Source organism: Kosakonia oryziphila (assembly GCF_900094795.1).
In the GTDB taxonomy this organism is placed as follows: domain Bacteria; phylum Pseudomonadota; class Gammaproteobacteria; order Enterobacterales; family Enterobacteriaceae; genus Kosakonia; species Kosakonia oryziphila.
Genome location: NZ_FMBC01000005.1, coordinates 1 through 24,865, shown reverse-complemented (window position 1 = coordinate 24,865; position 24,865 = coordinate 1). Strand labels below are relative to the sequence as shown.

The window sequence follows — 24,865 nt, the reverse complement described above, 5'->3', positions numbered from 1 at the left end:
GGTCGCTATGAAATTATTGATCCTTGGCAATCATACCTGCGGAAACCGAGGTGACAGCGCAATTTTACGCGGATTGCTGGATGCGATTACCCTGATTAATCCTGATGCCGACGTTGACGTGATGAGCCGCTATCCGGTGAGTTCATCATGGTTATTAAACCATCCGGTGATGGGCGATCCGCTCTACAGCCAGATGAAAGAGCACAATAATGCCGCCGGTCTGATGGGCCGGGTGAAGAAAGTGCTGCGCCGTCGCTATCAGCACCAGGTGTTGCTTTCACGCGTGACGGATACCGGCAAGTTGCGCAATATCGCCATCGCTCAGGGCTTTACCGATTTTGTCCGTCGGCTTAACGATTACGACGCGATTATTCAGGTCGGTGGTTCGTTCTTCGTCGATCTCTATGGCGTACCGCAATTTGAACACGCACTCTGCACCTTCATGGCGAAAAAACCGCTTTATATGATTGGTCACAGCGTCGGTCCGTTCCAGAATGAGGCTTTCAACCAGTTGGCGAATTATGTTTTTGGCCACTGCGATGCGCTGATCCTGCGTGAAACCGTCAGCCTGAATCTGATGAAGCAGAGCAATATCACCACCGAAAAAGTGGAACAGGGTGTGGATACCGCCTGGCTGGTGGATCATCATCAGCATGATTTTGTTGCCAGCTATGCGGTGCAGCACTGGCTGGATCTGACGGCAAAACAGAAAACTGTTGCGATTACCCTGCGAGAACTGGCGCCTTTTGACAAACGACTGAATACCACACAGCAGGCCTATGAACAGGCGTTTGCCGGAGTAGTGAACCGTATTATCGATGCGGGCTACCAGGTGATTGCGCTTTCTACCTGTACCGGTATCGATAGTTACAACAAAGATGACCGTATGGTGGCGCTCAACCTGCGACAGTATGTTAACGATCCGACGCAATACCATGTGGTAATGGATGAACTCAACGATCTGGAAATGGGCAAGATCCTCGGCGCCTGTGATTTAACCGTTGGGACGCGTCTGCACTCCGCCATTATTTCGATGAACTTCGGCACACCAGCGATTGCCATCAACTACGAGCACAAATCGGCAGGCATCATGCAGCAACTGGGCATGCCGGAAATGGCGGTCGATATTCGTCATTTACTGGACGGTTCGCTGGCGGCGATGGTTGCTGATTCGCTGGGGCAGTTGACTGCAATTAACCAGCGTCTGGCAACGGCGGTTGCGGCTGAACGCGAGCATGGCATGAAGATGGTGAAATCGGTGCTTGAGCGTGTACAGGGGGTGAAATGAAAGTCAGCTTCTTTTTGCTGAAGTTTCCATTATCTTCCGAAACCTTTGTCCTCAACCAGATTGTTGCGTTTATCAATATGGGGTTTGAGGTAGAAATCATCGCTCTGCAAAAGGGTGATATGAACAATACCCATGCGGCATACACCGAATACCGGCTGGCGGAGAAAACCCGCTGGCTGCTGTCGGAACCGGAAGGACGCATGGCAAAGCTGAGCTATCGCGTGCAGGCAATGGCGCGCGGGATGTGGAAATCAGCAACCTGGAAAGCGCTGAATATTAGCCTCTATGGCAACGAGGCGCGCAACCTGATCCTGCCGGCGATTTGCGCCCTCGCGCCGCGTACATTCAATGCGGATATTTTTATTGCGCACTTTGGCCCGGCAGGCGTTACGGCGGCAAAACTGCGTGAACTTGGGGTGCTGAAGGGCAAAATTGCCACTGTTTTTCATGGTATCGATATTTCCCATCGCGATGTGCTGAACCACTACACGCCGGAGTACCAGCAACTGTTTCAGCGCGGGGATTTGATGCTACCGATCAGCGAGTTGTGGGCGGGCAGACTGAAAAATATGGGCTGCCCGGAGAAAAAAATCGCGGTTTCGCGTATGGGCGTCGATATGGCGCGCTTTAGCCTGCGCCCGGTTAAAACACCGGGCATTCCGCTGCAAATTATCTCTGTGGCGCGTCTTACTGAGAAGAAAGGACTGCATGTGGCGATTGAAGCCTGCCGCCTGCTGAAGGAACGTGGCGTCGATTTCAAATATCGTATCCTGGGTATCGGCCCGTGGGAACGCCGTTTGCGCACGTTGATCGAACAATTTCAGTTGGAAGATGTCATTGAGATGCCCGGCTTTAAACCGAGCCATGAAGTCAAGGCCATGCTTGATGAAGCGGATGTTTTCCTGCTGCCTTCGGTGACGGGCACGGATGGTGATATGGAAGGGATACCCGTTGCTCTGATGGAAGCGATGGCGGTGGGTATTCCGGTGGTTTCGACGGTGCACAGCGGTATTCCTGAGCTGGTTGAAGCCGGGAAATCCGGCTGGCTGGTGCCGGAAAACGATGCTCAGGCGCTGGCGCAACGGCTTGCCGCGTTTGGCTCGATGCAGAGCCAGGATTTGGCGCCGGTGGTGACGCGTGCGCGCGAAAAAGTTGAAGCCGACTTTAATCAAAAGATCATCAATCAGCAGCTTGCCAGCCTGTTGCAGGCGCTTTGAATCGAGGTTTTATGACCGCAAAAAAAGCATCAACAGCGCTCTCACGGCGCTCTTTTCTCGCCGCCAGCTCTGCGCTGGCAGCGCTACCGTTGCTGCACTCGCCAGCCGCACGTGCGTTGGCAGGCAATGATTCCGTCAACATCAGCGATTATGATCACAACGACTGGCCCGCTGCGTTAAATAAAGCCTTTAACGAGGGGCAAACGGTAGAAATCCCCGCTGGTTTGGTGTGTGAAAATATCAATACCGGGATCTTTATCCCGCCTGGCAAAACGCTGTTGATACGCGGCGCGCTAAAGAGCAGTGGACGCGGACGATTTGTGTTGCAGGATGGTAGCCGCGTTATCGGCGAGAAAGGCGGAAGCTTGTATAACATTACGCTGGATGTGCGTGGTTCCAACTGCGTCATCCAGGGTGTCAGCATGAGCGGCTATGGCCCGATCATGCAGATTTTTATTGGCGGCAAAGATAACAACTTGCTGCGTAACTTACTGATAGATAACATCACTGTCAGCAAGGCTAACTACGGCATTCTGCGCCAGGGTTTCCATAATCAACTGGACGGCGCACGTATTACTAATAGCCATTTCAGCGACTTGCAGGGCGATGCCATCGAATGGAACGTGGCAATTAATGATCGCAATATCCTTATTTCCGACCATGTCATCAAAAATATTGATTGCACCAACGGCATGATTAACTGGGGCATTGGCGTTGGGCTGGCGGGAAGCACCTACGACAATAACTACCCAGAAGATCAAGCAGTTAAAAATTTTGTCGTAGCCAATATTACCGGCAGTAATTGCCGCCAACTGGTGCACGTCGAGAACGGTAAACATTTCATTATCCGCAACGTTAAAGCGGAAAATATCACCCCTGATTTCAGCAAAAAGGCGGGCCTGGATAATGCCACGGTCGCTATTTACGGCTGTGATAATTTTGTTATTGAAAATGTCAGTATGGTCAATAGTGCCGGAATGTTGATTGGTTATGGGGTGATCAAGGGGAACTATTTATCCATTCCGCAGAACTTTAAACTCAACGATATTCAGCAGGATAACAGCGGCAGCAAATATAAACTGCGCGGTATCCAGATATCGTCCGGCAATGCAACGTCGTTTGTGGCGATCACGAATCTTAAAATGCAGCGAGCGACGCTTGAGTTGCATAACAAGCCGCAACATCTTTTTTTGCGAAATATCAATGTAATGCAAAATGCAGCTAATGGTCCGGCGCTGAAACTCAATTTTGACATGCGCAAAGATGTGCGCGGACGCTTTATGGCCAAGGAGGACACGCTGTTGTCGCTGGCGAATATTCACGCAGTTAACGAAAACGGGCAAAGCTCAGTGGATATCGACAGAGTCGATCAACATGTGGTGAATGTTGATAATTTAAACTTCCGGCTACCGACGAAGCGGTTATAACCCGTTATGATGGGCTTTTGCGATAAATCCTGGTGATTTAACCAGGGGGTTAGGATTACATCATTGGCCTGAGCTGGGCACTCATAACACAACATAAGACTTTTTACCGATCATCATCGCTAACTTGCTGGCGAAACCAGGTTAAAGGTTTATACTTCGTCCAATTATTATAGGTGGATAGAAATAATGGTTAATTTGAAAGCAGTTATTCCGGTAGCAGGGCTGGGAATGCATATGCTTCCTGCCACGAAAGCCATTCCAAAAGAGATGCTGCCGATTGTCGACAAGCCGATGATTCAGTATATCGTCGATGAAGTTGTTGCTGCAGGGATCAAAGAAATCGTTCTGGTTACGCACTCGTCTAAAAACGCAGTGGAGAACCACTTTGACACCTCATATGAGCTGGAAGCGCTGCTGGAACAGCGTGTTAAACGCCAGTTGCTGGCGGAGGTTCAGTCTATTTGCCCGCCGGGCGTAACGATCATGAACGTGCGTCAGGCGCAGCCGCTGGGTCTGGGCCACTCTATCCTCTGTGCTCACCCGATTATTGGCGACAACCCGTTCGTGGTGGTGTTGCCGGATATCGTGCTGGACAACGCCACGGCGGATCCACTGCGCTACAACCTTGCCGCCATGGTGGCGCGTTTTACGGAAACTGGCCGCAGCCAGGTACTGGCAAAACGCATGAAAGGCGATCTCTCTGAATACTCTGTGATCCAGACCAAAGAGCCGCTGGATACCGAAGGTAAGATTAGTCGTATCGTTCAGTTCATCGAAAAACCGGATCAGCCACAAACGCTGGATTCTGATCTGATGGCCGTAGGGCGCTATGTGCTTTCTGCGGATATCTGGCCTGAGCTGGAGAAAACCGAACCGGGCGCCTGGGGCCGTATCCAGCTGACTGATGCGATTGCCAAACTGGCGGAAAAACAGTCTGTCGATGCAATGCTGATGACCGGCGAGAGCTACGACTGCGGTAAAAAAATGGGCTATATGCAGGCGTTTGTGCAGTATGGCTTACGCAATCTGAAAGAAGGTCAAAAGTTCCGCGATAGTATTAAAAAATTACTTACACAATAAGCAATTAAAACGTTGCTGTTGCAGAGCTAGTTTATAAGGCAGTAAAGAGTCGCTATGAGGAGTTTTATTCTCAGGTTATTCTTACTGCCTTATTTATTTTTACTGTAAAATCAAGAAGTAAAATAGTGTTTTTGCGGGATTTTTGTACGACCAGGACTAAGAATTTTCCTTGTTTCAGGGGCTGTTTCGGTAGAAAATACCCGCTTAGCATTTTGTGCCGGATGGCAAAATAGAAATTGTGTTAATGATACGCATTAACAGCAGATATAGAAGATAGTTTCAATCAGTTAACAGGTAGCTGAAGAGCCTGGGGCGGTAGCGTGCCTGAAATTATTTGGCTGATCTCTCTCGCCCGTTCATATAGTTCAAAATATTGCATAGCAAGTACGGATAATTCTCGTGAAAATATTGGTTACCGGTGGCGCAGGCTTTATTGGCTCTGCAGTGGTTCGTCATATTATTAATAGCACACAAGATTCTGTGGTTAATGTCGATAAATTGACCTATGCAGGAAATCTTCAATCACTTACAGATGTCTCGGATAGTGAACGTTATTTTTTTGAGCATGTGGATATTTGCAATGCAGCAGAAATGGCGCGTATCCTGAACGAGCATAAGCCAGATGCAGTCATGCATCTGGCTGCGGAAAGCCATGTTGACCGTTCTATCACCGGGCCTGCGACCTTTATTGAAACCAATATCATAGGCACTTACGTATTGCTGGAAGCGGTTCGTGCGTATTGGTCCTCGCTGACCGATGCGGCAAAAAAAGCATTCCGTTTTCATCATATCTCGACAGATGAAGTTTACGGCGATCTGCCACATCCTGATGAGCAGCCGCAAGGTCAGCCGTTACCGCTGTTTACTGAAAAAACGGCCTATGCGCCGAGCAGCCCTTATTCCGCATCAAAAGCCTCCAGCGATCATCTGGTTCGCGCCTGGTTACGTACCTATGGTATGCCTACTATTGTCACCAACTGTTCCAATAACTACGGCCCTTACCACTTCCCTGAAAAATTGATCCCGCTGGTGATTCTTAATGCGCTTGAAGGTAAACCGTTGCCCATCTACGGCAAAGGCGACCAAATCCGCGACTGGCTGTACGTTGAAGATCACGCCCGTGCGCTCTATACCGTGGTGACTCAGGGTGTGGCCGGTGAAACCTATAACATTGGCGGCCATAACGAAAAACAGAACCTCGATGTTGTTTATACGATCTGTGATTTACTCGATGAGATCGTGCCCAAGAACGGTTCTTATCGTGATCAAATCACCTATGTTACCGATCGTCCTGGTCACGACAGGCGGTACGCTATTGACGCCGGAAAAATCAGTCGCGAACTGGGCTGGAAACCGCAGGAAACCTTTGAGTCAGGTATCCGTAAGACAGTGCAGTGGTACCTCGATAATCAGCATTGGGTTGAGAACGTTAAAAGCGGCGCATATAAAAGCTGGATCGAACAGAATTACGAGAAGCGTTAATCATGAATATTTTGTTATTCGGTAAAACGGGACAGGTTGGTTGGGAGCTGCAACGTGCGCTGGCACCCCTTGGTAATGTGATTGCTGTTGATGTTAACTCTACTGAGTATTGTGGTGATTTCAGTAAGCCGAACGAGGTGGCCGAAACCGTTCGCCGTATTCGCCCTGATGTGGTGGTGAATGCGGCTGCGCACACTGCCGTGGATAAGGCGGAATCAGAGCGTGATTTTGCTCAATTGCTGAATGCAACCAGTGTCGAGGCAATTGCGCGTGAAGTTGGCGCGATCGGCGGCTGGCTGGTGCACTACTCGACGGATTATGTTTTCCCTGGTACCGGCGATAAACCCTGGTGTGAAACGGATCTCGCTGCGCCGCTGAATGTCTATGGCGAGACCAAGCTGGCGGGGGAAAAAGCCGTCCAACAACATTGTCCCCATCATCTTATTTTCCGTACCAGTTGGGTCTACGCGGGCAAAGGCAATAACTTCGCTAAAACAATGCTCAAACTGGCAAAAGACCGCGAAGAACTCTCCATTATCGATGATCAGTATGGTGCGCCAACTGGTGCTGAATTACTCGCCGACTGTACGGCACATGCGATTCGTACTGCAATGAGTAAACCGGAGGTCGCCGGGCTTTACCACCTGGTTTCTGCGGGAACTACAACCTGGTATGCCTTTGCGCAAATGGTGTTTGACGAGGCGCGGAAAGCGGGTTTAACGCTGGCGCTTAATAAAGTCAACCCGATTGCTACAGCAGATTATCCAACTCCAGCGAAGCGTCCAGGTAATTCGCGGCTCAACACAGAAAAATTCCAGCGTGAATTCGGTCTTGTTCTGCCGCCATGGGAGAACGGCGTAAAACGTATGCTTGCTGAGCTCTTTGCTGCAACATCAAATTAACTTCTTAAAAATGCCCTCTGGGCAGGCATTTTTGCGCGGGAATACGAAATGAAAACACGTAAAGGAATCATACTGGCGGGTGGTTCGGGAACCCGTTTGTATCCGGTAACAATGGCTGTGAGTAAACAACTGTTACCGATTTACGATAAGCCAATGATCTATTATCCCCTATCCACACTAATGCTGGCCGGGATTCGCAATATCCTGATCATCAGCACGCCGCAGGATCTCCCCCGCTTTGAACAGTTGCTTGGTGATGGCAGCCAGTGGGGATTAAGCCTGCACTATAAAGTTCAGCCAAGTCCGGACGGGCTGGCGCAGGCATTTATCCTCGGCGAAGAATTTATTGGTAACGATCCTTGCGCACTGGTGCTGGGTGACAATATTTTCTATGGCCATGATTTGCCGAAACTGATGGATACAGCGGTTAATAAGGAAAGTGGTGCGACTGTTTTTGCTTATCATGTTACCGATCCTGAACGCTATGGTGTCGTCGAGTTTGATAGTGAAGGTACTGCTGTTAGCCTGGAAGAGAAGCCACAGGAACCGAAAAGTAATTATGCGGTGACCGGCCTCTATTTTTACGATAATGATGTGGTTGCGTTGGCGAAAAGTCTAAAGCCTTCTCCGCGCGGTGAGCTGGAGATTACCGACATTAACCGCCTTTATATGGAACAGGGGCGTTTGTCCGTGGCGATGATGGGACGTGGTTACGCGTGGCTGGATACCGGCACTCATCAGAGTTTGATTGAAGCCAGTAACTTTATTCAAACCATTGAAGCTCGTCAGGGACTTAAGGTTTCCTGCCCGGAAGAAATTGCCTATCGTAAGAATTTCATTGATGCAGAGCAGGTTAAAAAACTGGCTGAGCCGCTGAAAAAAAATGCTTACGGTCAATATCTGTTAAGAATGGTTAAAGGTCACTAAAAATGAAAATCGTTGAGACTGCGATCCCGGATGTATTAATTTTTGAGCCAAAGGTTTTTGGCGATGATCGCGGCTTTTTCTTTGAAAGCTTTAGCCAGCGTCAGTTTGAAGAGGCGGTTGGGCATAAAGTACAATTCGTGCAGGACAATCACTCTAAATCCAAAAAAGGGGTTTTGCGTGGTCTGCATTATCAGTTAGCTCCTCATGCACAGGGGAAACTGGTGCGTGCTGTAGCAGGGGAAGTTTTTGATGTTGCCGTAGATGTTCGCAAAAGCTCGCCGACATTTGGGCAGTGGGTTGGCGTACATTTGTCAGCGGAAAATAAGCGTCAATTGTGGATCCCTGAAGGTTTCGCACATGGATTTGTTGTGTTAAGCGATAGTGCTGAATTTGTTTATAAAACCACCAATTATTACTGCCCGCAGTCAGAAAGCAGTATCATCTGGAACGATCCTGAATTGAATATTGCGTGGCCGCTAGCCGCAGAGCCTGAGCTCTCTGGCAAAGATGCGGTGGCGCCTTCATTTACCTCAGCGAAATTTTTCGAGTAACTGTCCGTGTCACATGTAATTAAAATATTCCCTGCTGATATCGCCTTTGAAGGTGACAGTGAGAAAACGCTGCTTGATTCTGCCCTGGATTCAGGTATCCCCCTTGAACACAGTTGTAAAAACGGTAGTTGTGGTATTTGCGAAGCCGGACTAATTGCAGGGGAAGTCATTGATGCTGCGGGCCAGGTTATTACTGCCGGAAATAATATTCTGACATGTAGTTGCCGCCCCCAGAGCGATATATCGCTACAGGCAACGTATTATCCTGAACTAGCCGGGCAGGTTAAAAAAATCACCCCATGTAAAGTGGCTAGCGCAGAAAAGGTTTCTGCGGATGTGATCAAGTTGCTGCTGCGTTTCCCGCCGACAGCACAGATTAACTACTTACCGGGTCAGTATATTAATTTGCAGTATCAAGGAGTAACGCGCAGTTACTCAATTGCCAATGCCAATGAAAAAGAGGGCATTGAATTACACATTCGCAATGTGCCTGATGGTCAAATGAGCCAGTTAATTTTTGGCGGGCTTGCAGCAAATACATTGATGCGAATTGAAGGTCCGTGCGGAACATTTTTTATCCGTAAAAACGAGCGCCCGGTAATATTTATCGCCGGAGGCACTGGTTTCGCTCCGGTAAAAGCGATGGTTGAATCGCTGATTGCCGAAAATACGCAACGGAAGATCTATATCTATTGGGGAATGCAGCATTCAGCGCATTTCTATTCGTCTTTACCTCAGCAATGGGCTGATGCGAATCCTGATATCCATTTTATTCCTGTGGTCTCAGGTGAAGAAAGCAACTGGCAAGGACGTAAAGGTTTTGTTCACAATGCGGTCGTGGAAGACTTCGAAAACTTAGCGGATTTCGATGTTTATGCTTGTGGTTCACCCGTGATGATCGAAGCGAGCCGAAAGGATCTGATGACATTGGGATTGCTGGCTAAACACTTTTATGCGGACGCGTTTACCGTATCAAAATAAGACAGAGGATAAAGAGATGAAAGCCGTTATTTTAGCCGGTGGGTTGGGTACACGTTTAAGTGAAGAGACCGTATTAAAACCAAAACCCATGGTTGAAATCGGTGGTAAACCGATTTTATGGCATATCATGAAAATGTATTCTGCTCACGGTATCCGTGATTTTGTTATTTGCTGCGGATACAAGGGATATGTCATTAAAGAGTATTTCGCCAACTATTTTCTGCATATGTCCGATGTGACTTTTCATATGGCAGAAAACCGCATGGAAGTTCATCAGAAGCGTGTAGAACCCTGGAACGTCACACTCGTTGATACTGGTGAAGCCTCAATGACAGGCGGACGCCTGAAACGTGTACGCGATTATGTCAAAGAGGATGAGGCTTTTCTGTTTACTTACGGCGATGGCGTATCTGATTTGGATATTAGCGCGACGATCGATTTCCACCGTAAACATGGTAAAAAAGCCACGCTGACCGCTACTTTCCCGCCAGGCCGTTTTGGTGCTCTGGATATTCAGAATCGCCAGGTTCGTTCGTTTAAAGAAAAACCGAAAGGCGATGGTGCCATGATCAACGGTGGGTTCTTCGTTCTGCACCCGTCTGTTATCGATCTTATCGAAAATGATGCGACGACATGGGAACAAGAACCGCTAATGCAGCTTGCTGAAGAGGGCGAGTTAATGGCGTTTGAGCATCCTGGTTTCTGGCAGCCGATGGATACCCTTCGTGATAAAACTTATCTGGAAGGTCTTTGGGAAAAAGGAAATGCTCCCTGGAAAACGTGGGAGTAAAAGATGATTGACGCATCATTCTGGAAAGGTAAACGAGTCTTTATCACTGGTCATACTGGGTTTAAAGGCTCATGGTTAACGCTCTGGCTGCAATCGATGGGTGCGGTGCTTAAGGGGTATTCGCTGAATCCTCCTACTGAGCCCTCTTTATATGAAAGTGCAGCCGTCGACGATCTGATTGATTCAACGATTGGTGATATTCGTAACTTTGATCAGTTACATGCGGCAATCAGTGCGTTCAGGCCTGAAATCGTCTTTCATATGGCCGCGCAGCCGCTAGTCAGACTCTCCTACGATGAGCCTATCGAGACCTATTCGACCAATGTAATGGGCACAGTCCATTTGCTGGAAGCGGTTAAACGCGTGGGTGGCGTAAAGGCGATCGTCAATATTACCAGTGACAAATGCTACGAAAACCGCGAATGGGTCTGGGGCTATCGTGAGCACGAGGCAATGGGAGGTTACGATCCTTACTCAAACAGTAAAGGATGCGCTGAGTTAGTAGCCTCTGCCTACAGAAACTCGTTTTTTAATGAAAAAGACTATGCAAAACACGGGGTTGCTCTCGCTTCCGTGCGCGCGGGTAACGTGATTGGCGGTGGTGACTGGGCGAAAGATCGTTTGATTCCGGATATTTTGCGTTCGTTTGAGAACAATCAAACTGTTATTATCCGCAACCCACACGCTATTCGCCCGTGGCAGCATGTGCTTGAACCTCTGTCTGGCTACATCACTATCGCCCAGCGGTTGTATAAGGAAGGTCCTGCTTTCGCTGAGGGCTGGAACTTTGGACCACGCGAAGATGATGCAATGCCCGTGCAGTTTATCGTTGAAACCATGGTGAAAATTTGGGGAGACGATGCAGCGTGGCTGTTGGACGGTAATGAGCATCCACATGAGGCTCACTATCTAAAACTCGACTGTTCCAAAGCGCGTATGCGCCTGGGATGGCAGCCGCGCTGGAATTTAGTTGAAACGCTGCAGCGTATTGTTAAATGGCATAAAGCATGGATTGCTGGTGAAGATATGCTTGCTTGTTCACGGAACGAAATCAGCGAATACATGAAAACCTCTTTGAAATAATTGACTAACAGGAAAAAGCGATGAGCGCAAATAACCTGCGTGAGCAAATCTCTCAACTAGTTGCCCAATATGCTGACGAAGCGTTAAATCCAAAGCCGTTTGTTGCTGGCAGCAGTGTCGTACCGCCTTCTGGCAAAGTGATCGGTGCAAAAGAGCTTCAATTGATGGTAGAAGCATCGTTGGATGGTTGGTTAACTACGGGCCGTTTTAACGATGCTTTTGAAAAAAAACTGGGTGAGTTCATTGGTGTCCCGTATGTTCTGACTACCACTTCAGGCTCTTCAGCAAACCTGCTGGCATTAACTGCATTGACGTCGCCAAAATTGGGTGACCGCGCCCTAAAACCGGGTGATGAAGTAATTACAGTCGCTGCGGGGTTCCCTACCACCGTTAACCCGACGATCCAGAATGGTTTAATTCCGGTATTTATCGATGTTGATATCCCGACTTATAACGTCGATTCGAAACTGATTGAAGCGGCAGTATCAGATAAAACCAAGGCTATCATGATTGCCCATACGCTGGGTAACGCCTTCGATCTGACGGAAGTTCGCCGTATTGCCGATAAATATAATCTGTGGCTGATTGAAGACTGCTGCGATGCACTTGGTACGACTTATGATGGCAAAATGGTCGGTACCTTCGGTGATATCGGTACCGTAAGTTTCTATCCTGCTCACCATATCACGATGGGTGAGGGCGGCGCGGTATTCACCAAATCTCCTGAGCTGAAAAAGCTGATTGAATCTTTCCGCGACTGGGGCCGTGATTGCTACTGCGCACCGGGCTGTGATAATACCTGTGGTAAGCGCTTCGGTCATCAACTGGGTTCGCTGCCGTTCGGCTATGATCACAAATATACCTATTCTCATCTGGGTTATAACCTCAAAATTACCGATATGCAGGCAGCGTGTGGTCTGGCGCAGTTGGAACGCATTGATGAATTTGTTCGTCTGCGTAAAGAGAACTTTGCTTATCTCAAACAAGGTCTTCAGTCTTGTGCGGAGTTTCTGGAATTACCGGAAGCTACTGAAAAATCGGATCCGTCGTGGTTTGGTTTCCCGATTACGCTCAAAGAGACCAGTGGTGTTACGCGCGTTGACCTGGTGAAATTCCTTGATGACGCAAAAATCGGTACCCGCTTACTATTCGCAGGTAACCTTACCCGCCAGCCATATTTTGCAAATGTGAAATATCGTGTTGTCGGTGAGTTAACCAATACTGACCGCATTATGAATCAGACTTTCTGGATCGGTATTTATCCAGGCCTGACAAAAGAACATCTGGATTATGTTGTCTCTAAATTCGAAGAGTTCTTTGGTCTGAATTTCTAATCATCCCTACTAAGGAAATAAGAGAGCTAACGCTCTCTTATTATTTCTATGAAAATAACAGAACTCCAATTCCCTGGCTGTTTTCTGATTGAATCTTCAAAATTTATGGATGTACGCGGTGGATTCGTCAAAACCTACCACAAGAATATATTTGAAGAAAACGGTATCAAGATAGATCTTGCAGAAGAGTTTTATTCTGTCTCCAGAAAAGATGTATTAAGAGGCATGCATTTCCAGTTGCCACCCTCTGACCATGAAAAACTGGTTTATTGCATGAATGGAAGCGTGCTGGATGTATTCCTTGATATCAGAAAGAACTCTCCAACTTACGGACAGTCGATGGGAATAGAACTGAGTGGTGAAAATGCCAGGGCATTATTCCTCCCTAGAGGTATTGCGCATGGTTTTCTTTCATTAGAAGATAATAGTGTAATGGTATATAAAACCAGCACCGTTCATGATCCAATGAAAGACTGCGGCATTCGGTGGGACAGTTTTGGTTATAACTGGCCTGTAAGCGCACCAGTCATTTCAGACCGAGATACTAAACATTCTACCTTTTCTGAGTTTAATAGCCCATTTTGAGTTTATATGAAAATATTACTGACTGGTGTGACGGGATATATTGGTAACGCTGTAATGAAGTATTTACTCAGCCAGGGCCATGAAGTCCATGGTCTGGTGAGACGAGAAATCCAGGTGCTCAATCCGGAACTCCATTACCATCTATTAACCGATGATAATCTAAAGTCACTTATAGGATTTATTAAACCCGATTGTGTCGTACATATTGCGTCCCTGTTTTTAGCTGCGCATAAATACGAAGATATCCATAACCTGATTAGCAGTAATATTCTCTTCCCAACTCAGTTACTAGAAGCTATGGCAGAAAATGGTGTTACCAGACTGATCAATACGGGTACATCGTGGCAACATTATGATTCTGAGGAATACAATCCGGTAAATCTTTATGCCGCGACGAAGCAATCATTTGAAGATATTGTCAAATATTATGTAATGGCGAAGGGATTTAGCTGCATTACGCTGAAAATTTATGATTCTTATGGACCTAGTGACTCCCGAGGAAAATTAATCTCTTTGTTGGACCGATTGGCGAAAACCCAAGAAAAGTTGGATATGTCACCTGGTGAACAGATGATTGATCTCATCCATATTGATGATATTTGCCGGGCCTATGGCATTGCTGTGGATATGCTATGCAAACAAAGTGAGAGTTATATTACTTCTTTCGGTTTATATTCAGAAAACGCAGTTTCACTAAAAGAGTTGGCCAAAATATACGAATCTGCTAATCAGTGTCAGTTAAATATCAACTGGGGTGGGCGAGAATATCGTGAAAGAGAAGTTATGCATCCCGCTAATAATTTAATGATTCTTCCCGGATGGAAGCCAGAGATTCCGCTTGAAGAAGGTATTAAACTTTCTAACAGGTATTGATACTTTCATATTAATGGTTGTAGCAACAATGATAAAAAAATATGGCCAGTTACTTACTGGCCTGATTAATCAGTTTGTCAATATTCTATCACCGTTCATTATAACAGTGATTGGCTTGAAAACTACTGATGCTGAACATGGTAGTATTTGGGTCATATTTTTATCGATGATGGTACTTATAAATCTTTTTGACTTTGGTTTGTCGCCGACGACAATTCGCAATGTCAGCTATGTTATTGGTGGCGCAAAGACATTACAAAAAGATGGTATCGTTGCAATTTCTGATGATGCAATTATATCATTTCCTTTGTTGCTAAGATTATTAAAAGATATTAAGCATATATATTCATATATTACAGTAGTTGCGTTTTTTATCATTACTCTGGGTGGGGGGGGGTATTTTTGGCTCATTTCCCCGGAGCATTTAGCTACTGAGATTATCATTGCATGGGGGATTTTTTCTCTCGGGCTTTTGCTCAATCTTTATTATTTATACTACACGCCTGTTCTGTGTGGCTTAGGTGTAATTCAACATTCCTACTATGCAAATATTGCAGGTAAATTGTCCTGGCTTGTATTGACAATGTTCGTTTTGCTTTTCCATTCAAGCATAATTGGTTTTTCAGTTGTCTTTGTCATTTCAATATTTATTAACAGGGCCGTAAGTTCCTACTTTTATAATCGCAACGATAATATTCGCAAAACAAAAAATGTCGTGATGCAGTCGGAATCAACAATACCCTTCATTGCGTATAATACAATCAAGCTTGGAACAGTAAGCCTGGGCAGTTTTATGATAAGCCGCGCGACCATCCTGATTGCAGGGCTGTATTTGCCCCTCGCACTCGCAGGTGCTTATACATTTACTTTACAAGTGTATATGGCACTGTTGGCTGTAGGGAATGTATTCGTGACTATAAAAGTACCGCAGCTTTCTTCTTTAGTTTTAAGGGGTGATCGCACGGGCTTACAGAAAAGCATTGCTAAAACGCTGAGCCTCTCTTGTTCTATATATATACTTGGGTTTCTCACTTTTTATGTACTGGCAAATTTTTTGACTGAGTTCCTTAACCTTAAAGTGCATTTCCTGGACAGTAAGTTTCTCGTATTACTGGCGGTTGTGTATTTCCTTGAGTTAACGCATTCTATTTGTGCAACTGTTATTACGACGCAGAATAAGGTTCCTTTTGTCAAACCTGCATTACTATCAGGTTTCTTCATTGTATTAACATCATATCTGTTACTGAAATATACAGATTTAGGCGTTATGGGGTTGATCATAGCGCAGGGCATAATTCAACTTTCCTATAATAACTGGAAATGGCCAGTGACGGTTTATAAGGAGTTTTTCTCGTATGCTAAGTGAAAAAGCTAATCGCTGTATAATAAATACAATGGATTATGAAGGGGATGTGCTTTTAACTATAGCAATACCTACTTATAAACGATTTGATTTGCTGAAGGAAACATTACGTAGTGTCTTTGCAAATGATTTTAAAATTAATATCGAAGTGATCGTTGTGGACAATGATCCGGATAATGATATGTTGGCTTTGCAGGAAATGAAGGAGTTCGAAAGATTTCAGTTTAAATATTATAAAAATTCAGAAAATTATGGAATGTTTGGTAACTGGAATCAATGTTTGATGTTGGCTAAGGGTAAATACATTACCTTATTGCATGACGATGATCTCCTTAAAGATAATTTTTCCTCTACTTTAGATATCAGTCGGCTTGAGAAAGATGACTTCGTGGCATTCAATTGCGGGGTCTTGGATGAAAGAACTGCTGCAAGTAAACCACGCACTCACCTGTTATATAGCTTCATCAAGAAGTTTTATACACGTGTTCGTGAAATTAAGCACAAACGTAGAAGAGTTATTGATATCAAAACTCTCTTCTTTCTCAATGTATTTATGGGGACATTGGCTGTAGTATTTAATCGAGACAAAGCTATTGCCATTGGGGGCTTTGATGAAGGTTATTACCCGGTTGCGGATTATCATTTTTGGTCGAAATGGATAGTTAAATTCGGTACTGTATATATTGATCCTGAACATGTTGCGCTATATCGAATAAGAGAAAACGAAACGATGAAGCAACAAACTATTGATGCGTTTATAGAGAAGGATTTTCAGCTTCGCGAAGAGATATGTAGAAATGTACCGGTGATGAAAGCGTATGCGAAATATACTAATTTATTGAAACAGAGAGATAGTATGCTTTTTAATTTCTCATGGAGTAATAATGAAGTTAAGCATAAGAAAAACGTAATTAATATTTTAAAGTATTTCATTCTAAGAGTTCGTTGCGCGATATTCTTTACATTGCGTTAATGTGTAGCATTTGACTTAAGAAATAATATAAATGAGCAACTATTCGATGATGTCGATAAAAAATTCTCACAGAGAATTAAAATGTAATGTTATTCTAATCTGTTCCGATCTCGTTGCGTTATTTTCCTCTTTTTTTATTTCGTGCTTTTTCTTAACGTTTGCAGAGGGAGGACTCAACAGGTTTATTCCAGCAGCATATTTCTCAACTAGATTTCATACATTGGCATTACTATATGCTTTTTTTATATTTTGGTTCAGTATACGTTTGAGACATTATACTAGCAGGAAACCCTTCTGGAGTGAGTTAAAAGAGATATTACGAACTATCGTTATTTTCTCTATTTTTGATCTGGCACTCGTGGCTATAACTAAATGGGAAGTGTCCCGTTACTCATTTGGTAGCACTTGGTTGCTTGCTTTTTTGTTAGTACCATGTCTACGTTTTCTTACAAAAACAATTTTATTGCGATTGAAATATTGGCAACGTCCGACGTTAATAATAGGCAGTTCCGATAATGCATATTTGGCCTATTGTGCCGTTAAACGTGAAAAATACTTAGGTCTGGAAGTAAAAGGTTTTCTTGTTACAGATAAATCTTACCTCTCTAATCTCGTAGACCCTGATTTGTTATTCACTGAAAAAGAATTACAACTAAGAGATTTAGCGAAAGATAATTACCAAGTGATAATTGCTCTGGAATACAATGAGCAAAATGAATGTGACCACTATTTGCGCCTAACTTCAAAACCAGGTTTTCACTATGTATCTGTAATTCCCCCGTTACGTGGTGTTCCACTATATGGTACAGAGTTGTCCTACTTTTTCAGCGAAGAATTGATGATCCTGAAGGTTGGTAATAACCTTGGAAGATTATCATCACGTATTTTTAAGCGTATTTTTGATGTCGTTTGTGCTGTGACTATTCTTGCTATGATTTGGCCATTGTTTATCATTTTAAGTTATAAGATTAGAAAAGATGGAGGCAAGACATTTTATAGCCAGGTTCGCGTTGGCCGTAATGGTCAAAAGTTCAATTGTTACAAGCTACGCTCTATGGTGCATAACTCTGAGCAAGTGCTGAAGAGTTTATTAGAGACTGACCCATCAGCAAGGTTAGAATGGGAAAAAGATCATAAACTTAAAAATGATCCTCGTATTACAAAGATTGGCCATTTTATACGGAACACAAGCCTTGATGAATTACCTCAATTATGGAATGTGGTGCGTGGCGAAATGAGCTTGGTTGGGCCTAGACCTGTCGTGGACGAAGAACTTGAAAAATATGGTGATGATGTTGAATATTATCTAATGGTTCGTCCTGGTATGACCGGTTTATGGCAGGTAAGTGGTCGCAATGATGTTGATTACGAGAGACGCGTATATTTTGACTCATGGTACGTTAAAAACTGGTCTTTGTGGAATGATATTGTGATTCTGATAAAGACAATCAGCGTTGTTGTATATCGAAGCGGTGCTTACTGACCATTATTTTTGTGTAATGGTGCAGCAGTTATAGGAGTTAAAATGAATGATGCTATCATTCGCAAAGTAACTGGTCGCAATTTAATATTTGGACCACTGGCGATTTTCTTTATAGTATGGAATATAGTGCTTTTTCTTTATTCATTACATTTTTCCAAGTTGTTGTATTATTCTACTTTACAAGCTTTTTTTGCCACTTATCTAATTATTGCCAGTTTCTTTATCGGTTGGTTAATTATGAGGGTTGTGACTAATTACAGTCAGAATGATCATGTTCATACGATAACTGAATCTTTTATTTCACAACTAATAAGGAGGGTCAAAATATTTTTTTGGTTTTGGAGTATGATGACTGTGTTCGAAGTCGTCTATTGCCAGGGCGTACCAGTATTGTGGTTGATTATTGGTAATGGTAAAACTTATTTTGACTTCGGAATAGCAAGTATACATGGTTTTCTTAATTCATTGATACTTGCAACTTCATTAGTTTCTTATTATTTGTATTTAATGACAGGTAATAAAAGACATTTGCTAATTCCTTTGTTTGCTTGTTTTTGGGCACTGATAGTTATATCTCGAAATTTATTGATAGTGAATGTGATTCAAATGGCTATTCTGCATTTTTATTTCACTAAAATAAATTATTATAAATTTGCTAAATCGATATTATTGCTACTTATCCTGATTCTGATTTTCGGGGTGGTTGGCGATGCACGTACAGGCAAAACAACTTTCTTTGAATTAGCTGCAGTTAATGATAACTATCCAGATTGGTTACCTTCTGGGTTTTTATGGGTGTACATGTACCTTGTAACACCTTTGAATAACCTTATACATGTCTTTAATACGATTTCTCCTGAATGGAATATTGGACTGGATAATTCAACGATATTATTGATTCCTTCTTTTCTAAGAAATTTGATTTATGGTGATCTAACCTACGATTCAACATATTATTTGGTAACGCAGGCATTCAATGTTAGCACGGCATATATTGATCCCTATAGAGATTTAGGGTATATCGGTGTATTTTTACTTGCTTTCTTTTCTGGTTTTTTTGTTACTTTTTTGCAAAGTAAAAAAGATACGCGATCAGTACTTTGCTTTTGTGTGCTTATGCAATGTAATATGTTAAGTGTATTTTATAATCACTATATGTATTTACCTATTATATTCCAGCTTGTGGTGATTTATTTTTGCTTCATTGCAAGATATGATTCCAGGATTGTCAAGTATGCTGAAACAAAAAGAAAAAACATGGTTTGATTCTCTTCGCGTAGTAAAGGATGTCAGGAATTTAGATGAAACTCCTTTTTTTTCGATTCTGGTCAGAATGAAGAATGAGGAGAAAATGTTACCACACTTTATAAAATCACTTTCGGCGCAGCTAACAAGTTATAATTACGAGTTAATATTTTTAGATAGTGAAAGTAAAGATAACAGTGTTGAAATTGTAATGGAGAATTGCAAAAATTTTATAATTTACGCTATAAATGCAAATGAATTTTCATTTTCCAAAACCTGTAATTTTTTAGTGGAGTGTGCCAGAGCGCCTAACTGTATTTTATTATCAGCTCATATTGAAATGATTGGTGATGATTTCTTACAAAGACTAGGTGAGGAAATAGAAAAAGGAAGTGAGTGTGGGTACTTCCGGCAGGTTGTAAATCATAATAACGGTTATTCTCTTTATGATGTGTTGACGCTGAATAAAAGTTTTCCGGCGAGAAAGGAAACCAAAATATTTAGCATGGCGGATAAAATAGGTTTGCGATTCAGTAATGCTGGCTCTTTTTTTAAAACCAATTTAGCCATTGAAACAGCTTTCCCTGACGTTGCTGCAAGTGAGGATTTTTTGTGGGCAATTTCGGTTATTGATAAAAATCATCATGTTCATTATATTCCATCGCTTACTATCGCACATTCGCATAATGAATCGTTAAAGGATATTACTAAGCGAGTAAATATTAATAAGCGAGTTTTGTATGGTGATAAACCTGCGTATAAAAAAAGTTTTATAATGTTCGTGGTGTTATTCTTGATGTTGTTGTTTTCAGGATCTGGTTTGAAAAAATCTTGTGCCTATGCTTCAGCCCACGCAAAGGGATATTTGAAATGAATTTTACTGTAGTTATACCAACCTATAATGGCGGGGATGTATTTAAAGAATGTCTGGAATCAATTACAAAACAAAGTGTTCAACCTAATAAAATTTTGGTCATAGATTCCAGCTCTAGAGACGATACGGTTGCGTTAGCTTCGGGATACACAGATTGTATTAAAATTATTCCATCTTCTGAGTTTAATCATGGTGGGACAAGGAATATGGCCGCTAGGCTAGTGAGCGATGCTGAATTTATTGTATTCCTCACTCAAGATGCGATCCTCAATTCACCTTTTGAATTTGCAAATCTATTATCTTTCTTTGAATCGGATAAGAAAATTGCTGCTATATGTGGCAGGCAGCTGCCTCATGTGACGGCAAATCCTCTTGCTTGCCATGCCAGGTGGTATAACTATCCGCAGACATCTGTAGTTAAAACAGCGAATGACATACCAATCTTGGGTATCAAAGCGGCATTCATGTCCAACTCATTCGCCGCGTATCGAACAGTCGATCTTCTTGGCGTTGGTGGTTTTCCATTAGATACTATTCTTGCTGAAGATATGTATGTTGCTGCAAAATTTTTACTTGATGGAAAGAAGGTCGGTTATTGTGCTGAAGCTTGTGTACGCCATTCACATAATTACTCTCCGATTGAAGAATTTAAAAGATATTTCGATACGGGTGTTTTCCATTCTCAAGAAAATTGGATAAGAGAAAGATTTGGTGTGTTGGATGGAGAAGGGAAAAGATTTGTTATATCAGAATTGAAATATCTTTTGAAAACTAATCCATCATGGATACCCTTGTCGATTCTGAATACCATTGCGAAATTAGTGGGCTTTAAGCTTGGTTTGCGCTGGAATAAAATACCAAAATCCTTATTACCTAAATTAAGCATGTATAAAAGTTACTGGATTAAGAAATAATCTATTGAGCGGCTCCAGAACGTAAAATGCTATCTTTTGATAAACCATCGTTGTTCTCGCTTGTAGTTTGTTCTGGTAGAGTATTTCGCAATAACATGATGTCACTTGACAGGAGTATGTAATGTCCAAGCAACAAATCGGCGTTGTGGGTATGGCAGTGATGGGGCGCAACCTGGCGCTCAACATTGAGAGCCGTGGCTACACCGTTTCCGTGTTCAACCGCTCCCGCGAAAAAACCGAAGAAGTGATTGCCGAAAATCCGGGCAAAAAGCTGGTTCCTTACTATACCGTGCGAGAATTTGTCGAATCCCTGGAGACACCGCGCCGCATCCTGCTGATGGTGAAGGCAGGCGCAGGTACCGATGCTGCTATCGACTCCCTGAAACCTTATCTGGACAAAGGCGACATCATCATCGATGGTGGTAATACCTTCTTCCAGGACACCATCCGTCGTAACCGCGAACTTTCTGCAGAAGGTTTTAACTTCATTGGTACCGGTGTTTCCGGCGGTGAAGAAGGCGCGCTGAAAGGCCCGTCAATCATGCCTGGTGGTCAGAAAGAAGCGTATGAACTGGTTGCGCCGATCCTGACGAAAATCGCTGCTGTGGCGGAAGATGGCGAACCGTGCGTCACTTACATCGGTCCGGATGGCGCGGGCCACTACGTGAAAATGGTGCACAACGGCATCGAATACGGCGACATGCAACTGATCGCTGAAGCCTACGCGCTGCTAAAAGGCGGTTTGAACCTCTCTAATGAAGAGCTGGCGAAAACCTTCAGCGAGTGGAATGCCGGCGAGCTGAGCAGCTATCTGATCGACATCACCAAAGACATCTTCACCAAGAAAGATGAAGAGGGCAAATACCTGGTTGATGTGATCCTGGATGAAGCGGCAAACAAAGGTACTGGTAAATGGACCAGTCAGAGCTCTCTGGATCTCGGCGAGCCGCTGTCGCTGATCACCGAATCCGTTTTCGCGCGCTACATCTCCTCTCTGAAAGTTCAACGCGTTGCGGCTTCTAAAGTACTTTCCGGCCCGCTGGCGAAAGCGGCAGGCGATAAAGCGGAGTTTATCGAGAAAGTGCGTCGCGCCCTCTATCTGGGTAAAATCGTCTCTTACGCGCAGGGCTTCTCTCAATTACGAGCCGCTTCTGACGAGCACAACTGGGATCTGAACTACGGCGAAATCGCGAAGATTTTCCGCGCAGGCTGCATCATTCGTGCGCAGTTCCTGCAGAAAATCACTGACGCTTATGCAGAAACACCGGCAATCGCCAACCTGTTGCTGGCACCGTACTTCAAGAAAATTGCTGATGACTACCAGCAGGCACTGCGTGATGTCGTGGCTTACGCTGTGCAGAACGGTATTCCGGTACCAACTTTCTCTGCCGCCGTGGCTTATTACGACAGCTACCGTTCCGCTGTGCTGCCAGCGAACCTGATTCAGGCTCAGCGCGACTACTTCGGTGCTCATACCTATAAACGTACTGACAAAGAAGGTATCTTCCACACCGAGTGGCTGGATTAATCTGAAATCATTCGTTTGATAAATGTAAGCCCGGTTAGCACAACCGGGTTTTTTTTCGGCCGCAGAGCGGCTTTTCAGGGCACTCATCTTTAATTTGTTGACATATCGACATTAAACTTCGCATCAACGCCACTGTTGCAGGCTGGTTGTCACCTTGACAGTTCCTCAACAGAAGAGGTAAAAACCCCAACAGTTATTGATATTAAGTGGGTGGCGACAGGTTCGTCATCTCCGTTTTCATACACTCACAAAAGTTGCTTATCGAATGAAAATAACAATCTCCGGAACAGGTTACGTTGGGCTATCAAACGGGATTCTGATCGCGCAGAACCATGAGGTCGTAGCGCTCGATATCGTGCAATCCAAAGTTGATATGCTTAACCAGAAGATTTCTCCCATCGTTGATAAGGAAATCCAGGAGTATTTGCAGAATAAGCCGCTGAATTTCCGTGCCACTACGGATAAGCAGGAAGCCTACCGCGGTGCCGACTTTGTGATTATTGCTACTCCAACGGATTACGACCCGAAAACCAACTACTTCAATACCAGCAGCGTGGAATCGGTGATCCGCGATGTGCTGGAAATTAACCCGCAGGCGGTGATGATTATCAAATCCACCATTCCGGTGGGCTTTACCAAGTCTATTCGCGAAAAATTCGGCGTGGATAACATCATTTTCTCACCAGAATTCCTGCGTGAAGGGAAAGCCTTGTACGATAACCTGCATCCATCACGTATCGTAATTGGCGAGCGTTCTGAACGTGCTGAGCGTTTTGCTGCGCTATTGCAGGAAGGGGCAATTAAGAAAGACATTCGCGTGCTGTTTACCGATTCAACGGAAGCTGAGGCGATCAAACTGTTCGCTAACACCTATCTGGCGATGCGTGTTGCTTACTTCAACGAGCTGGACAGCTACGCGGAAAGCCTGGGGCTGAACAGCCGTCACATTATTGAAGGCGTTTGTCTCGATCCGCGCATTGGCAACCACTATAACAATCCGTCATTTGGTTACGGCGGCTACTGTTTGCCGAAGGACACCAAACAGCTGCTGGCAAACTATCAGTCGGTGCCGAACAACATTATTTCGGCTATCGTTGATGCTAACCGTACACGCAAAGACTTTATCGCCGATTCCATTCTCTCGCGTAAACCGAAAGTGGTCGGCGTTTACCGTCTGATCATGAAGAGCGGTTCCGATAACTTCCGCGCGTCGTCTATTCAGGGCATCATGAAACGCATTAAAGCGAAGGGCGTACAGGTCATCATTTATGAGCCTGTGATGCCGGAAGATGAATTCTTCCATTCCCGCGTAGTGCGCGACCTGGAGACGTTTAAGAAGGAAGCTGACGTGATTATCTCCAACCGTATGGCGCAGGAACTGTCTGATGTTGCGGACAAAGTCTATACCCGCGATCTATTCGGTAACGACTAAAGACGAAAAATGAAAACGGCCTATCAGGGCTGAGGGATCCCCAGAAACATCATTAATACACCATGATGATGTTTCGATAGGCCCTCGCCATATCGGCATATACCCTGTCGGGGTTCATCCCCGACAGGAGTCCCGGCGACTGCCGGATGACATTTTCACTCAAAGTCAGATACGACAGCACCCTGCGCGGTAAGTGTCAAGGTAGTTGGCACCCCCGGTTTATTTAGGCTGCCTGTTTTTCCCGTTCTGGATTCAGCATTACCTTACCTGCCGGATGCCAGTTTCGTGTTCTGCCAGACCAGCGTTCAGGCCGTTGCGCTTTTGCCTTTTTGTACACCTCATCCCGATTTTTCAACAGCACACCGTCTTCTCCACGATGTCGCTGACCCGGCGTCACATATCTGATACCGCTATGTCTGTGCGTTTCGTTATACCACTGCATAAAATCCTCTACCCATTCACGCGACTCATCCAATGTACCGAACCCCGATGTCGGCCACTGCGGGACATATTTCAGTGTCCGGAACAGCGAC

Annotated in this window: 23 protein-coding genes and 1 pseudogene; 22 read left to right on the top strand and 2 right to left on the bottom strand. The window is 44.5% G+C overall.

What is annotated here, in order from left to right:
- Positions 1 to 7: 7 nt before the first annotated feature.
- The 22 genes from wcaK (at position 8) to ugd (ending at position 24,332) form a co-directional block, all read left to right on the top strand.
- Positions 8 to 1,288 carry a colanic acid biosynthesis pyruvyl transferase WcaK gene (gene wcaK, locus GA0061070_RS03655; RefSeq protein WP_090133734.1) on the top strand — a complete coding sequence of 427 codons (1,281 nt, stop codon included), beginning with the start codon at positions 8 to 10 and terminating at the stop codon, positions 1,286 to 1,288.
- On the top strand, positions 1,285 to 2,505 hold the full coding sequence (gene wcaL, locus GA0061070_RS03650) for a colanic acid biosynthesis glycosyltransferase WcaL (protein ID WP_090133732.1): 1,221 nt from the start codon (positions 1,285 to 1,287) through the stop codon (positions 2,503 to 2,505). The genes wcaK and wcaL overlap by 4 nt, the downstream gene beginning before the upstream one ends.
- A gap of 11 nt (positions 2,506 to 2,516) precedes the next feature.
- Entirely contained in the window at positions 2,517 to 3,932 is a 1,416-nt protein-coding gene (wcaM, locus tag GA0061070_RS03645; RefSeq protein WP_090133730.1) for a colanic acid biosynthesis protein WcaM, read from the top strand.
- A gap of 186 nt (positions 3,933 to 4,118) precedes the next feature.
- Positions 4,119 to 5,012: a GalU regulator GalF gene (gene galF / locus GA0061070_RS03640; protein WP_007371272.1), complete on the top strand. Its 894-nt coding sequence runs from the start codon at positions 4,119 to 4,121 to the stop codon at positions 5,010 to 5,012.
- Positions 5,013 to 5,411: 399 nt separating this feature from the next.
- On the top strand, positions 5,412 to 6,494 hold the full coding sequence (gene rfbB, locus GA0061070_RS03635) for a dTDP-glucose 4,6-dehydratase (RefSeq protein ID WP_090133728.1): 1,083 nt from the start codon (positions 5,412 to 5,414) through the stop codon (positions 6,492 to 6,494).
- A gap of 2 nt (positions 6,495 to 6,496) precedes the next feature.
- A complete protein-coding gene (rfbD, locus tag GA0061070_RS03630) occupies positions 6,497 to 7,396 on the top strand; it encodes a dTDP-4-dehydrorhamnose reductase (protein ID WP_090133725.1) in 900 nt (299 codons plus the stop codon).
- Between the two features lie 48 nt (positions 7,397 to 7,444).
- Positions 7,445 to 8,323 (top strand): glucose-1-phosphate thymidylyltransferase RfbA, encoded by an 879-nt coding sequence (gene rfbA, locus GA0061070_RS03625; protein WP_090133724.1) that lies wholly within the window; start codon positions 7,445 to 7,447, stop codon positions 8,321 to 8,323.
- A gap of 2 nt (positions 8,324 to 8,325) precedes the next feature.
- A complete protein-coding gene (gene rfbC / locus GA0061070_RS03620; protein WP_090133722.1) occupies positions 8,326 to 8,874 on the top strand; it encodes a dTDP-4-dehydrorhamnose 3,5-epimerase in 549 nt (182 codons plus the stop codon).
- 6 nt (positions 8,875 to 8,880) lie between these two features.
- Positions 8,881 to 9,855: an FAD-binding oxidoreductase gene (locus tag GA0061070_RS03615; protein ID WP_090133719.1), complete on the top strand. Its 975-nt coding sequence runs from the start codon at positions 8,881 to 8,883 to the stop codon at positions 9,853 to 9,855.
- 16 nt (positions 9,856 to 9,871) lie between these two features.
- Positions 9,872 to 10,645: a glucose-1-phosphate cytidylyltransferase gene (rfbF, locus tag GA0061070_RS03610; RefSeq protein ID WP_090133717.1), complete on the top strand. Its 774-nt coding sequence runs from the start codon at positions 9,872 to 9,874 to the stop codon at positions 10,643 to 10,645.
- Positions 10,646 to 10,648: 3 nt separating this feature from the next.
- Complete coding sequence (rfbG, locus tag GA0061070_RS03605) at positions 10,649 to 11,728, top strand: CDP-glucose 4,6-dehydratase (RefSeq protein ID WP_090133715.1); 1,080 nt, start codon at positions 10,649 to 10,651, stop codon at positions 11,726 to 11,728.
- Between the two features lie 20 nt (positions 11,729 to 11,748).
- Positions 11,749 to 13,062 carry a lipopolysaccharide biosynthesis protein RfbH gene (gene rfbH, locus GA0061070_RS03600; RefSeq protein ID WP_090133713.1) on the top strand — a complete coding sequence of 438 codons (1,314 nt, stop codon included), beginning with the start codon at positions 11,749 to 11,751 and terminating at the stop codon, positions 13,060 to 13,062.
- 48 nt (positions 13,063 to 13,110) lie between these two features.
- The gene (gene rfbC, locus GA0061070_RS03595) at positions 13,111 to 13,647 is read left to right on the top strand and encodes a dTDP-4-dehydrorhamnose 3,5-epimerase (protein WP_244153028.1); all 537 of its coding nucleotides are present in this window, start codon (positions 13,111 to 13,113) and stop codon (positions 13,645 to 13,647) included.
- Between the two features lie 6 nt (positions 13,648 to 13,653).
- Positions 13,654 to 14,520 carry an NAD-dependent epimerase/dehydratase family protein gene (locus GA0061070_RS03590; protein ID WP_090133709.1) on the top strand — a complete coding sequence of 289 codons (867 nt, stop codon included), beginning with the start codon at positions 13,654 to 13,656 and terminating at the stop codon, positions 14,518 to 14,520.
- Positions 14,486 to 15,886 (top strand): O-unit flippase-like protein, encoded by a 1,401-nt coding sequence (gene wzx / locus GA0061070_RS03585; protein ID WP_139109726.1) that lies wholly within the window; start codon positions 14,486 to 14,488, stop codon positions 15,884 to 15,886. Before GA0061070_RS03590 ends, wzx begins: the two co-directional genes overlap by 35 nt.
- Positions 15,876 to 16,856 (top strand): glycosyltransferase, encoded by a 981-nt coding sequence (locus GA0061070_RS03580; RefSeq protein WP_244153027.1) that lies wholly within the window; start codon positions 15,876 to 15,878, stop codon positions 16,854 to 16,856. Before wzx ends, GA0061070_RS03580 begins: the two co-directional genes overlap by 11 nt.
- Before the next feature lie 46 nt (positions 16,857 to 16,902).
- Positions 16,903 to 18,339 (top strand): undecaprenyl-phosphate galactose phosphotransferase WbaP, encoded by a 1,437-nt coding sequence (wbaP, locus tag GA0061070_RS03575; protein ID WP_090133893.1) that lies wholly within the window; start codon positions 16,903 to 16,905, stop codon positions 18,337 to 18,339.
- A 42-nt stretch (positions 18,340 to 18,381) separates the two neighbouring features.
- Positions 18,382 to 19,605, top strand: coding sequence for an O-antigen polymerase (locus tag GA0061070_RS03570; protein WP_090133706.1), 1,224 nt, complete (start codon positions 18,382 to 18,384; stop codon positions 19,603 to 19,605).
- The gene (locus tag GA0061070_RS03565) at positions 19,574 to 20,458 is read left to right on the top strand and encodes a glycosyltransferase family 2 protein (RefSeq protein WP_167353528.1); all 885 of its coding nucleotides are present in this window, start codon (positions 19,574 to 19,576) and stop codon (positions 20,456 to 20,458) included. Before GA0061070_RS03570 ends, GA0061070_RS03565 begins: the two co-directional genes overlap by 32 nt.
- Positions 20,455 to 21,372 (top strand): glycosyltransferase family 2 protein, encoded by a 918-nt coding sequence (locus GA0061070_RS03560; protein WP_090133703.1) that lies wholly within the window; start codon positions 20,455 to 20,457, stop codon positions 21,370 to 21,372. Before GA0061070_RS03565 ends, GA0061070_RS03560 begins: the two co-directional genes overlap by 4 nt.
- Before the next feature lie 121 nt (positions 21,373 to 21,493).
- Positions 21,494 to 22,900, top strand: a complete 1,407-nt coding sequence (gene gndA / locus GA0061070_RS03555; protein WP_090133702.1) for an NADP-dependent phosphogluconate dehydrogenase — start codon at positions 21,494 to 21,496, stop codon at positions 22,898 to 22,900.
- 265 nt (positions 22,901 to 23,165) lie between these two features.
- On the top strand, positions 23,166 to 24,332 hold the full coding sequence (gene ugd, locus GA0061070_RS03550; RefSeq protein ID WP_090133700.1) for a UDP-glucose 6-dehydrogenase: 1,167 nt from the start codon (positions 23,166 to 23,168) through the stop codon (positions 24,330 to 24,332).
- Between the two features lie 52 nt (positions 24,333 to 24,384).
- Here the strand turns inward: ugd and GA0061070_RS24610 are convergent.
- Both GA0061070_RS24610 and GA0061070_RS03545 read right to left on the bottom strand, forming a co-directional pair.
- Positions 24,385 to 24,519: pseudogene (locus GA0061070_RS24610) on the bottom strand (IS4 family transposase); the annotation flags it as partial.
- Positions 24,520 to 24,555: 36 nt separating this feature from the next.
- On the bottom strand, positions 24,556 to 24,865 hold a 310-nt coding region (locus tag GA0061070_RS03545), incomplete at its 5' end, for an integrase core domain-containing protein (RefSeq protein WP_139109725.1).

What these genes read in the sequence shown, in the direction of transcription:
- wcaM (WP_090133730.1), top strand. Translation starts at nt 2,517, where the DNA reads ATGACCGCAAAAAAAGCATCAACAGCGCTCTCACGGCGCTCTTTTCTC.
- wbaP (WP_090133893.1), top strand. Translation starts at nt 16,903, where the DNA reads ATGATGTCGATAAAAAATTCTCACAGAGAATTAAAATGTAATGTTATT.
- GA0061070_RS03590 (WP_090133709.1), top strand. Translation starts at nt 13,654, where the DNA reads ATGAAAATATTACTGACTGGTGTGACGGGATATATTGGTAACGCTGTA.
- GA0061070_RS03570 (WP_090133706.1), top strand. Translation starts at nt 18,382, where the DNA reads ATGAATGATGCTATCATTCGCAAAGTAACTGGTCGCAATTTAATATTT.
- gndA (WP_090133702.1), top strand. Translation starts at nt 21,494, where the DNA reads ATGTCCAAGCAACAAATCGGCGTTGTGGGTATGGCAGTGATGGGGCGC.
- rfbC (WP_090133722.1), top strand. Translation starts at nt 8,326, where the DNA reads ATGAAAATCGTTGAGACTGCGATCCCGGATGTATTAATTTTTGAGCCA.
- GA0061070_RS03580 (WP_244153027.1), top strand. Translation starts at nt 15,876, where the DNA reads ATGCTAAGTGAAAAAGCTAATCGCTGTATAATAAATACAATGGATTAT.
- galF (WP_007371272.1), top strand. Translation starts at nt 4,119, where the DNA reads ATGGTTAATTTGAAAGCAGTTATTCCGGTAGCAGGGCTGGGAATGCAT.
- rfbF (WP_090133717.1), top strand. Translation starts at nt 9,872, where the DNA reads ATGAAAGCCGTTATTTTAGCCGGTGGGTTGGGTACACGTTTAAGTGAA.
- wcaL (WP_090133732.1), top strand. Translation starts at nt 1,285, where the DNA reads ATGAAAGTCAGCTTCTTTTTGCTGAAGTTTCCATTATCTTCCGAAACC.
- rfbD (WP_090133725.1), top strand. Translation starts at nt 6,497, where the DNA reads ATGAATATTTTGTTATTCGGTAAAACGGGACAGGTTGGTTGGGAGCTG.
- rfbH (WP_090133713.1), top strand. Translation starts at nt 11,749, where the DNA reads ATGAGCGCAAATAACCTGCGTGAGCAAATCTCTCAACTAGTTGCCCAA.
- GA0061070_RS03565 (WP_167353528.1), top strand. Translation starts at nt 19,574, where the DNA reads ATGCTGAAACAAAAAGAAAAAACATGGTTTGATTCTCTTCGCGTAGTA.
- wcaK (WP_090133734.1), top strand. Translation starts at nt 8, where the DNA reads ATGAAATTATTGATCCTTGGCAATCATACCTGCGGAAACCGAGGTGAC.
- rfbG (WP_090133715.1), top strand. Translation starts at nt 10,649, where the DNA reads ATGATTGACGCATCATTCTGGAAAGGTAAACGAGTCTTTATCACTGGT.
- rfbC (WP_244153028.1), top strand. Translation starts at nt 13,111, where the DNA reads ATGAAAATAACAGAACTCCAATTCCCTGGCTGTTTTCTGATTGAATCT.
- ugd (WP_090133700.1), top strand. Translation starts at nt 23,166, where the DNA reads ATGAAAATAACAATCTCCGGAACAGGTTACGTTGGGCTATCAAACGGG.
- GA0061070_RS03560 (WP_090133703.1), top strand. Translation starts at nt 20,455, where the DNA reads ATGAATTTTACTGTAGTTATACCAACCTATAATGGCGGGGATGTATTT.
- rfbA (WP_090133724.1), top strand. Translation starts at nt 7,445, where the DNA reads ATGAAAACACGTAAAGGAATCATACTGGCGGGTGGTTCGGGAACCCGT.